At 69.0% G+C, this 10,595-nt stretch carries 9 protein-coding genes; 5 read left to right on the forward strand and 4 right to left on the reverse strand.

Features of this window, described 5'->3' with window-relative positions; translation table 11 throughout:
- Positions 1-96 precede the first annotated feature (96 nt).
- Together NL1_RS31015 and NL1_RS31020 are read left to right on the forward strand one after the other, a co-directional pair.
- A complete protein-coding gene (locus NL1_RS31015; protein ID WP_067846912.1) occupies positions 97-546 on the forward strand; it encodes a DUF3151 domain-containing protein in 450 nt (149 codons plus the stop codon).
- 7 nt (positions 547-553) lie between these two features.
- A complete protein-coding gene (locus NL1_RS31020; RefSeq protein WP_245673667.1) occupies positions 554-1,702 on the forward strand; it encodes an FUSC family protein in 1,149 nt (382 codons plus the stop codon).
- Between the two features lie 291 nt (positions 1,703-1,993).
- On the opposite strand, the gene NL1_RS31025 is transcribed toward NL1_RS31020, so the two are convergent.
- Both NL1_RS31025 and NL1_RS31030 read right to left on the reverse strand, forming a co-directional pair.
- Complete coding sequence (locus tag NL1_RS31025) at positions 1,994-2,779, reverse strand: site-2 protease family protein (RefSeq protein ID WP_067846915.1); 786 nt, start codon at positions 2,777-2,779, stop codon at positions 1,994-1,996.
- Positions 2,776-3,435, reverse strand: a complete 660-nt coding sequence (locus NL1_RS31030; RefSeq protein WP_067846955.1) for a hypothetical protein — start codon at positions 3,433-3,435, stop codon at positions 2,776-2,778. The genes NL1_RS31025 and NL1_RS31030 overlap by 4 nt, the downstream gene beginning before the upstream one ends.
- A gap of 271 nt (positions 3,436-3,706) precedes the next feature.
- Here NL1_RS31030 and NL1_RS31035 point away from each other — a divergent pair, with 271 nt between their 5' ends.
- From NL1_RS31035 to NL1_RS31045, 3 genes are all read left to right on the forward strand, one after another.
- Entirely contained in the window at positions 3,707-4,996 is a 1,290-nt protein-coding gene (locus NL1_RS31035) for an adenylosuccinate synthase (protein WP_067846917.1), read from the forward strand.
- Positions 4,997-5,087: 91 nt separating this feature from the next.
- The gene (locus tag NL1_RS31040; protein WP_067846920.1) at positions 5,088-7,688 is read left to right on the forward strand and encodes a helix-turn-helix transcriptional regulator; all 2,601 of its coding nucleotides are present in this window, start codon (positions 5,088-5,090) and stop codon (positions 7,686-7,688) included.
- Positions 7,689-7,922: 234 nt separating this feature from the next.
- Positions 7,923-8,198: a hypothetical protein gene (locus tag NL1_RS31045; protein ID WP_156095138.1), complete on the forward strand. Its 276-nt coding sequence runs from the start codon at positions 7,923-7,925 to the stop codon at positions 8,196-8,198.
- Between the two features lie 99 nt (positions 8,199-8,297).
- Here NL1_RS31045 and NL1_RS31050 read toward each other — a convergent pair whose 3' ends face one another.
- Together NL1_RS31050 and NL1_RS31055 are read right to left on the reverse strand one after the other, a co-directional pair.
- Positions 8,298-8,939 carry a DUF998 domain-containing protein gene (locus tag NL1_RS31050; RefSeq protein WP_067846926.1) on the reverse strand — a complete coding sequence of 214 codons (642 nt, stop codon included), beginning with the start codon at positions 8,937-8,939 and terminating at the stop codon, positions 8,298-8,300.
- A 498-nt stretch (positions 8,940-9,437) separates the two neighbouring features.
- Positions 9,438-10,265, reverse strand: a complete 828-nt coding sequence (locus tag NL1_RS31055) for an alpha/beta fold hydrolase (RefSeq protein WP_067846929.1) — start codon at positions 10,263-10,265, stop codon at positions 9,438-9,440.
- Positions 10,266-10,595: the final 330 nt, after the last annotated feature.

Here is a 10,595-nt window from a genome sequence, read left to right on the forward strand (position 1 = left end):
AAAAACCTCGTGCGCGGCCACAGTGAATGCGGAGCGTGTCGGCGACGCCCCCGGCCCGCGGGCGCGACCGCCCACCCGAAGTGCACAATTGACCGCATGACCTCGTTCGGTGATCTGCTCGGCCCGCAACCGGTACTGCTACCCGAAAACTCCGAAGCGGAGGACGCGCTGCTCGACAACACCGATCCGGTGCAGGTCGCGGCCGCGCACCCGGCGGCGTCGATCGCCTGGGCCTACCTCGCCGAGGCCGCTCTGGAGCGCGGCGGCGCCGGGGAAGCGGACGCCGTGGTGAACCACGACATCGTCGCCGCCTACGCCTTCGCCCGCACCGGATATCACCGTGGCCTCGACCTGTTGCGCCGCAACGGCTGGAAGGGTTTCGGCCCGGTGCCGTGGAGCCACGAACCCAACCGCGGCTTCCTGCGCAGCGTCGGGGCGCTGGCCCGGGCGGCCAGGGCGATCGGCGAGGCCGAGGAATACGCGCGCTGCCTGGACCTGCTGGAAGACTGTGACCCGCGCGCCGCGGCTGAGCTCGGCCTCGACTGAGTCGTAGTTGATCGACCCCGCCTCGCGTTTCGGCGTCGCCACGGCCAGCGGCGCGGAGCAGTTGCGCGGCGCTTGGACGCGCCTTCGGATGTCGGCTCTGCCGATCGTGCAGTGCGCGCTCGGCGCGGCGCTGGCCTGGTTCATCGCGCACCAGATCATCGGCCACCCGGTGCCGTTCTTCGCGCCGACCGCGGCGGTCGTCTCGATCGGCATCTCGTTCGGTGCGCGGCTCAAGCGTGCCATCGAGCTGGTGGTCGGCGTCGCGGTCGGCATCGGCATCGGGGATCTGTTCATCTCCGGCGCGGGCACCGGCGTCTGGCAGATCGCGCTGGTGGTCGGAGTGGCCATGGCGCTGGCCGTGTTCCTCGACGGCGGTTCCATCATCACCATGCAGGCGGCCGGTTCGGCGGTGCTGGTCGCCACCCTGATGCCGCCTGGGGTGGGCGGCAGCTTCTCCCGCATGATCGACGCGCTGGTCGGCGGACTGGTCGGGGTCGTGATCGTCGCGGCGATCCCGCTGCATCCGGTGCGCCGCGCCCGCGAGCACGCCGCGGAAATCCTTGCGGTGATGGGTAAATCGCTGACGCAGTGCGCCGACGGTCTGCTCGAGCAGGATCAGGAGAAGATCCGCGCGGCCCTTGCCGCCGCGCGCGCGACGCAGTCGCAGATCGATTCGCTGCGCTCCACCCTGGAGGGCGGTCGCGAGATCAGCCGAATCTCCCCGCTGTATTGGAACTCTCGCGCCCGCTTGGAGCGCATTCGCGCCACCGCCGACCCGCTCGACAACGCCGTCCGCAACACCAGGGTGCTGCTGCGCCGTTCGCTCACCCTGGTGCGCGACGACGAAATCCTCGACCCGCGCCTCGTGGACGAGGTGGAGCGCCTGGCCCAGTCCGTCGACGTAATACGCAGAATGATGCTGGCCGATCCCGGTGAACAGCCCGATCAGGCGGAGGCGGCCAGGGTGTTGCGCACCGTCGCCAAGGGTGCGCGGCCGGAACTCGTGGCGGGCTCGGGACTTTCGGCGCACGTGGTGTTCGCGCAGGTGCGTTCGATCGTGGTCGATCTGATGCAGGTGTGCGGCATGAAGCGGATCTCGGCGATCGCGCTGTTGCCGCCGACCGTCCCGAATCCCTATGTGCGCCCGGAGGAATGAGCCGGGCTACTCAGCGGTTTTCGGACAATCGCACGGCCCGCGAGGAATTCGGCCGCGTTCGCGCCGCCTCGAGATGATCTTCGGGTAGTCCACTACTCGCGTCCGGCCGCGCCCCGTTCCCTAATCTCCTTGCATGACCGCGATAACGAGGGGTATTGCGGTCGAACACTTCGCACGACGACGCAGCGCCGCACCGGCCAATATGGTGTGGTGGCCGGGCGGGTTGCGGCGCAACGGCGTCGAGCGGAGCAGGTCGCCCGGTCTCGCTGCGGGGCCGGGCGGCCGATGAGCTCAGAGCCAGAAACGTACCGAGCTCGCACCCCTTGCGATCCACGAGGACTCGACGCCGAACACCTCGCAGATGGTGTAGATCGCGTCGAAGAACGGCTCGTTGATCGCGGGCGTCAAGATCAGCGCGAACAGCAGCAGCATGCCCAGCGGCTTGAGCTGATCCAGGGAACGCCGGGTCTGATAACTCAGCGAGGGTTCGAGAATCCCGTATCCGTCGAGACCGGGAATCGGCAACAGGTTCAGCACCGCCGCGGTGACTTGCAGAAAGGCGAGGAACGCCAGCCCGTACCAGAACGCGGCGTGCGAGGTCTGGCTGCCGTACACCTCCACCGCGATGAGCAGCACTACCGCGAAGGCGGCGTTGACCGCCGGACCCGCGCCGCTGATCAGCCGCTGCATCCGCGCGCTGACGCTGTGCGTGTGCACGTACACCGCGCCGCCGGGCAGACCGAATCCGCCGAGCGCGATGAACACCACGGGCAGCACGATCGACAGCAACGGGTGCGAGTACTTCAACGGATTCAGCGTGAGATATCCGCGCAGCTCTACCTCGTGATCGCCTGCGCGCCAAGCCATGTAGGCGTGCGCGAACTCGTGCAGGCACAGCGTCACGATCCAGCCGGCCACCACGAGCACGAATACGCCGACGCCGGCGCGCGTCGATCCGTAGTCGGATGCCCAGGCCAGCACGCCGCCCGCGATGGTGATCGCCACGACGAGCAGGAACACGGGGCTCGGACGAACGGCGCCGAGACCCGTACGGCGCTGGGGGAAGGAGTAATTCATCGCACCAGTAGCCAGGTTTCGTGATGTCGGTAGAAGGTCGAGCGCGGCACCGGGCGCTCGGTGAGAATGCCGTCGCGGGTGACCACCGCGCCCGGCGTCCCGAGCTGCGCGGCCCGGCCCTCGAGCCAGCGGCGCTTGCGCAGACCCTTCCGCACGGTCGCCCGGACGCCGGGCATGTGCAGGGTGGGCGAGATGTGCATCGCGGTGACCGTGCCGGAGAACAGCTGGACGTCGTCCACGTAGGCCTCGCCCTCCAGCTTGGCGCCTTGGGGGCCGGTGATGGTCGCTCGACCGACCAGCACCTTGCCGGTGTCGTCGCGAATCAGCGGGGTCGCCAGCGCCTTGCCCTCGATCGCCCGCTTGGCGGCCGCGTTGCCACTGCCGGTCTGGTAGGCGCGTGATCCGTAGGTCTTGTCGATCGGCACGTAACCGATCTCGACGTGCAGCCGCTCGGTGCGCATCAGGTGGGTCAATACCGCGGCCAGTGCGGCGTCTTCGCCGAGCACGATCAGGCGCGGCAGGCTGTCGGCGGCGAGCACCGGGAGGAGTTCGTCGATCACCGAGGTGTCGGGGACAGCGGCCGTCTGAGTTGTCGACAGTGCGGCGAGAGCGATCGGGACCGGCACACCATCGCAGCGGAGAACGTGGGTACTCAAACTGCCGTACACCCTCCTCGAATCCTGCCGGCACACCCCGCCGACTCCCTCGCACCTATCTGGCGGGCTCGCTGCCCCGGTCCGCCCGCAGCAACCATAGCCGTGTTCAACCCGCCGCGCCCGGGCCGAGTCGGCATTGTGACCGGCGTAGTGTGCCGTCCCGCCAGGGTGCCCTAGGCCATTGGGTAAAATGTGCTTCCGGCCACCGCCTCAGTACGGCAGGTAGCTGCAACACGAGTGTGTTGCGCGTCGAACCGTAGGAGACACCACCATGCCGGCAATCGTCCTCATCGGCGCCCAGTGGGGCGACGAGGGTAAGGGCAAAGCAACCGATCTGCTCGGCGGCAGACTGCAGTGGGTGGTCCGATACCAGGGCGGCAACAATGCCGGCCACACCGTGGTGCTGCCCAATGGTGACAAGTTCGCACTGCATCTCATCCCGTCCGGCATCCTCACCCCGGGTGTGCGCAATGTCATCGGCAACGGTGTCGTGGTCGACCCCGGCGTGCTGCTCGCCGAGCTGGCCGGGCTGGAGGATCGCGGCGTCGACACCTCGGGCCTGCTGCTCTCGGCCGACGCGCACCTCATTATGCCGTACCACGTGGCCATCGATAAGGTCACCGAGCGCTTCCTCGGCAACAAGAAGATCGGCACCACCGGCCGCGGCATCGGCCCGTGCTACCAGGACAAGGTGGCCCGCGTCGGCGTGCGCGTCGCGGACGTGCTCGACGAGAAGATCCTCACCCAGAAGGTCGAGGCCGCCCTGGAGTTCAAGAACCAGGTGCTGGTGAAGATCTACAACCGCCGCGCGCTGGATCCGCAGCAGGTGGTGAACGAAGTGCTGTCCATGGCGGAGAGTTTCAAACACCGCATCGCCGATACTCGGCTGCAACTCAACGAGGCGCTCGAGCGTGGAGAAACCGTGCTACTCGAGGGCTCGCAGGGCACCCTGCTCGACGTCGATCACGGCACCTACCCGTACGTCACGTCGTCCAACCCGACCTCGGGCGGCGCGGCCGTCGGTTCTGGCATCGGACCGAACAAGATCAACACGGTGCTCGGCATCCTCAAGTGCTACACCACCCGCGTCGGCTCGGGCCCGTTCCCGACCGAACTGTTCGACCAGTACGGCGAATTCCTCGCCAAGCAGGGCGGCGAGGTCGGCGTCACCACCGGCCGCGCGCGGCGCTGCGGCTGGTTCGACGCGGTGATCGCCCGCTACGCTACGCGCGTCAACGGCATCACCGACTACTTCCTCACCAAGCTGGATGTACTGTCCAGCTTGGACCGGGTACCGATCTGCGTCGCGTACGAAATCGATGGTAAGCGCGTGGACCAGATGCCCACAACGCAGACCGAGTTCCACCATGCCAAGCCGATTTACGAGGAAATGCCGGGCTGGTGGGAGGATATTTCCGGAGCGCGAACCTTCGAGGACCTGCCCGTCAACGCGCAGGCGTACGTGCGGCGGCTCGAGGAGCTGTCGGGGGCGCGGATCTCCTGCATCGGCGTCGGTCCCGGCCGTGACCAAACGATCGTCAGGCACGACGTCCTCGGCTGAACCACAGCGTTTTTCCGCTCACGACGCGCTGAGCGCGGCCGCCATTCGCAGTTCCCTTCGATCATGAACGGCGAAGAACTACAGTTAGATCATGGCTCGGAACTGGCCGATGATCGAGCGCGAGACCGAGTTCGAAGCAATTCGGTCCGCACTAACCGGTTCGGCGTACGTAGGTGCTGTCCTGACCGGTGATGCCGGGGTGGGCAAAACGACGCTGGCCAGACAGGCGACCGCGGCGGTCGGCGGGAGTATTCGGTGGGTTGCGGGCACGGAGTCGGCCCGCAGTATTCCGCTGGGCGTCTTCGCACACATGGTCGGTGTCTACACGGCACACGACCCGGTGACGTTCATGTCCGCCGCGCGGGAGGCCCTGCTCGCCGACGGGCACACCATCATCGGCGTCGACGACGCCCATCTTCTGGACCAACTGTCCGCAACCTTGCTGTTGCAGTTGGCCATCGACAAAGCCGCCCATATCGTCGCCACCGTGCGCAGCGGGGTCCAGGTCCCCGACGCGGTGACCTCGCTGTGGAAGGACGGGCACCTGCTGCGCGTCGACCTCAACCCGTTCACCCAGTCGCAGAGCGTCGACCTGGTCGAGTCGATGCTCGGCGGTCAGCTGGAGGGCTTCACCGCCAATCTGATGTGGGAGTCCTCCGGCGGAAACGCTCTGTTTCTGCGGCATTTGGTCGAGGGCGCGCTGGAGGCGGGCACCCTGCGCCAGGTCAACGGCGTGTGGCAGCTGCGCGGACGCGCCGCGGTGACCTCGGAATTGGCTGCGCTGCTCGAGGATCGGGTCGAGCAGTTGCCCGAGCAGGTGCTTCGGGTGCTGGAGCTGCTCACCTTCTGCGAGCCGATCGATCTCGACGTGCTCGCCGAGCTGGCGGGCGAGGACGCGGTGGAGGCCGCCGAAACCCGCGGTGTGATTCGCGTTGTGGAGAACGCCCACCAGCTCATCGTGCGCTACAACCATCCGCTGTTCGGCGAGGTCATCCGGCGCAGGCTCGGCATCGCGTCGGCCCGGCGGCTGCGCGGCAGGCTGTACTCCTCGCTCAGGGAGCGCCGCATCAATTCCGCCGCCGACCGCATCCGGTTGGCCGAATTGGCTTTGGACAGCGACAAATCCGCCGATCTGGAACTCTTCGAAGCGGCCGCTGCCGACGCCATCGGGTTGGCCAACCTGCCGCTCGGCGAACGGTTCGCCAGGGCCGCGGTGGAGCGGCGCGGCGGGGTCGAGTCGGCCGATCTGCTCGCCAGGGCGCTGCTGTGGCAGGGGCATCGGATCGAGGCCGAGCGCACGCTGGCCAGCTTCGACGCCGACAAGCTCAACGAGGTGCAGCTGGCCCGCTGGGGCAGCACCCGGGTGTCGAACCTGTTATGGGCCATGGGTGATGCCGACCGTGCCGACGAGGTGCTCGCCCAGATCCGGGAGCGGGTCAAGCATCCGAAGATCATCGCCACGTTCGCCGGGCTGGCCTCGGCGTGCGCGGTGAACGAGAACCGCATCGAGGACGCGTTTTCCGAGGCCGAGTCGGTGATGACCACCGAAGGCGCTCCGCACTGGGCGGTCTGGTGGGCGTCCTTCGGCGGCGGTCTGGCCTTGGCGCTGATGGGCAAGGCCGAGGCCGCAAGGCAGTACGCGGCCCGCGGGCACGAGGTAGAGCGCGAGATCGATGGGCTCAACCGGTTCATGTCCACCCACGCCGAGGTGCTCGCGCTGATCTACAGCGGCGAGTTCGAGGCCGCGAGGCGTTGCGCCGCACCGAATTTCGGCTACACCGCGCCGGGGCAGTATCTGGCCTGGGGCATGTCGAAGATCCTGCAGGGCACCGTCGACGTGGCGCAGGGACGCTTCATCGACGGCATCGAACACCTGGAGCAGGCGCTGGCTGCACTCACCACCGAGGGTGCGGCCGCGTGGTTGTTCCCGGCGAGAATTCGTCTAGCGGAAGCCTATTCGGCCTTGGGCCGCGCGCAGGACGCCGCCGAATCGGTGGCCGAGGCGGTGCGCCGCGGCGGTCGGCACAGCGCCGTCTACGAGCCGCAGCTCGAGATCGCCAAGGCCTGCGTCGCGGGCGCCGAGGGCACCGTCACCCCGGCCGTCCGGCTGGCGATCGGCGCGGCCGACGCGGCCGCGCGTTCGCGTCAGCACGCCATCGAGGCGATGGCGCTGCATACCGCCGCTCGCTTCGGCGACCACACGGTGGCGGGCAGGCTCGCGGACCTGGCGGCCCGGGTGGACGGTCGGCTGGTTCAAGCCCAAGCCAAGCACGCGGTCGCGCTTGCCGCCCACGACGGACCCGGACTCGACGCCGCCGCAGCCGAATTCGAGGCCATCGGCGCGGTGCTCTCGGCCGCCGACTCCGCCGCCCAGGCCGCATCGGCGCACGAGCGGGCGGGCGACCGTCGCCGCCTGCTCGAATCCGCCGCCGCCGCAAACCGACTCTCCGCGGCCTGCGGCGGTGCCGCCACCCCCGCACTGCGCAAGGCGGCCCAACCGCTGCCCCTCACCGCCCGCGAACGCGAGATCGCGAACCTGGTCGCGGCCGGCCTGTCCAACCGCCAGATCGCCGACCGGCTCACCGTCTCGGTCCGCACCGTCGAGGGGCATTTGTACCGGGCCTGCATCAAGATGGACGTCACCGACCGCGAGTCGCTGGGGGCTTTGATGCGCGGGGAGTCGCCCGCGTAGGGCGTGGATGCTCGCGGGTTGGTGCGGCCATCCCGGACCCGGCCGTCAGCGGCAGCATCGGCAGGCGCGCTTTGGTCGGCGTGCACCCGCCGCGCCTGGCGTTGCGCTGTGCCGTACGTGGCCGCGGTGTCGTTGTGGCCGGGCTTGATCTCTGGCCATCTAGTGGCTACCGGATCGAGCGACCCGGGCCGACCGGGTACGGTCAGCTCTAAGCGATCGAGGAGGGTGTCGACGATGGCGCGGTGGGCAGTGGCAATGGGTGCGGCGGTGGTCGCGCTCGCGGCGCTGTCCGGGTGCGCCCAGTCGGGGACGCCCGTGCCGTCGTCCGCCGTGGTGAGCACCGCGCCCGCCCTGAACCCCCAGCAGGAGCGCAACCGGCGCATCCACGAGCGACTGCTCGAGCTCGGCTGTACGACCAACAGCTGCATTCAGACCTATTTCGCCTGCATGGACGGCTACCTCACCGGCGAGGCGTGCGAGTTCTACCGGCAGCATCCGCCGGAGAAGTGAACGAAAGAGCCCAGAACTCGAGTCCAAAAGTCGTCGCAGCATCCGGCTCGGACGGATGCTGCGACGACTTCGGGGTTCGAGGCTCTTCGATGCGCGTACTCAGGCGGGCTGCAGCTGCCCGGACCGGCGCGCGGACTGCACCACTCGCTCGGTGCGCAGCCCAGCCGCGAACACCGCGACCCAACCCCAGGCCAGGAACGAGGCGATCGGGAAGGTGATGCTGGTCAGCGCCGGAACCGATACCGGAAGCACGACATAGACCACCGCGATCACGATGCTGAGCACGGCCGCCCCGGTGCGCTGCTCGCTGCGGAACCGCCGCGCCAGGATGACCATGACAGCGACCAGCGCCAGCCCGGCGACCGACGCGAACACCGCGTGCAGCGTGCCGTGCCAGGTCATCACCTCGGCGGCGCCCGCCGGGTAGCCCCGGTACGGGTCGCAGACGAAAACGCCCGCCCCGATCATCCCGGCGGCGAACACCCCGACCAAGCGCGGCGCCCACACCCGGCCGATCCCGGTGGTGAGGCCGCGATGCAGCCCGGCCGCGACCAGTGCGAACAGCGCGCCGGTCACCAGGAAGTTCGCGATCTGGATCCAGCCGTGTGAGCCGATCGCCAGTTGGCTGATCATGTGCTCGCGCAGGTCGAATCCGTCCTTGGTGAACGCCTGTGCCAGCGCCACCACGAAGAACATCGGGGTGGCGAGAATGCCTGCGGCCAAAAGCTTTTCGGTCTTCATGGGGGCTCCTCAGCGGGGTCTCTTCGGCCGCGTTGGGCCGTTACGGGTGTAGACGGAGCCCCGCTCGCGAATTCATCGCCGCGCGCCGGAATACAGCGGCGCAGGGTTTTCGCCGCGCGCCTGGCGGATCGTGTCGGCGCGCGGGGATCGGTGCTCGCGGAGGAGTCCACGGGTTCCGCCGTGGCGGACGGACAGGCCGTGCCTGCCGTGGGTGGAGCTGCGTGCCGGACGCGTCGAGCGCTGCGTGGCCGAGCATGCGGGTGGAGCCGCGCCCCGGGCCGTGGTCCTCGATCCGCCGCGCGCGGGTGCGGGCAAGGATGTCGTCGCCGCGGTGGCGACGGCGAATCCCGCCCGCGCCGTCCACATCGGTTGTGACCCGGCGGCATTCGCCCGCGACCTCGGCCTCTACCAATCGCACGGCTCTCGCCTCACCGACCTGCGCGCTGCGCTCGAGCACCTATTAGTTGCGCTCGAGCATCTATCGCCGCGCTCGCGAACCTATCGCTGTACTCGCGTGAGGAACTCACCCGCCGCCGGGGCGAGGATGTCGATCTTCGGGTCGTGGCTGAGCTTGGCCAGCTCGCGGTGCTGCGCGTCGGGCAGCGCCGCGGCGATGGCTTTCGCCGCGTTCTTCAGCAGGGCGGCGCTGTCGGCGCCCGAGATGACCAACGTCGGCACGTTGACGCCCGACCAGTCGGCCGCGCGCAGCCGCTCACCGCGCATGTAGGGGCGCATCACCGCCCAGTCGTGCGCGGTCGAGTTCGCCACCGCCTTCAGGTTCTTCCAGAACGGCGTGACCCGCATGGCCGTCACCATCGTCCACGGGATGCCCATGGCCTTGGTCATGTAGAACCGCACCGTCTTGCCGCGTTCGTCGGCCGCGATCAGCTGGTGCAGCCGAACATCCAGGTCCGCGGGCGGAACGCGCCCGGAACGATCCGTCACGAACGGCGGCTCGAACGCCACCACCTTCGTGATACCGGGCACCCGTCCCGAACCCGCCGCGAGCAGCGCCAGCACCGCCCCCGACGACCAGCCGAACAGCGCCGCCGACCCGCCCGCCGCCTGCACCAGCGCGGCGATGTCGTCGATCTCGTCGCTCACGTCGTACACGCCGGGAGTGTCTCCGCTGTCGCCGCGACCCCGGCGGTCGTAGTTGATCACGGTCAGCCCGTACCCCGCGGCCAGCGCCTCGGACAGCTGCACCATCTTCGGGAACGCCCGATACCCGAACGCCCCGCCGATCAGGATCACCGTCCCGGCCGTGCCGTCGCCGACGCGATCGAACGCGATCGTCGTCCCGTCCGCGGAAGTGACTGTCTCCATGCCTGCGCTCCCTTTCGCTCGGTCGTCGGACGGCGCGAACTCGCCGAATCAATCTCGATTCGCAACGCTATCCGCCGCGGGGTGGCGCGCCGCCGCCGGAGTCCGTCCTTGCGAGGCCGGGGACTCGAGTCGCATTGAGTCGGTGCGGAGACCGCGCACCCAGCGCCTCTACACCACGGTTCGGTCCGATTCCGTCGAGCTCATCACAGTGCGCAAATGCCATCCGCCACCGAACTGCATGCGCTGCTTGGCGTATTCGCTGGCCGCGTGCAGCAGCGCGCGGCCCGCGCCGAGCAGCTGGGCGGCGGCAGCCAGCGCGCCGGTGTCGAA

It is taken from the genome of Nocardia lijiangensis NBRC 108240, from assembly GCF_001613045.1.
Taxonomy (GTDB): Bacteria; Actinomycetota; Actinomycetes; order Mycobacteriales; family Mycobacteriaceae; genus Nocardia; species Nocardia lijiangensis.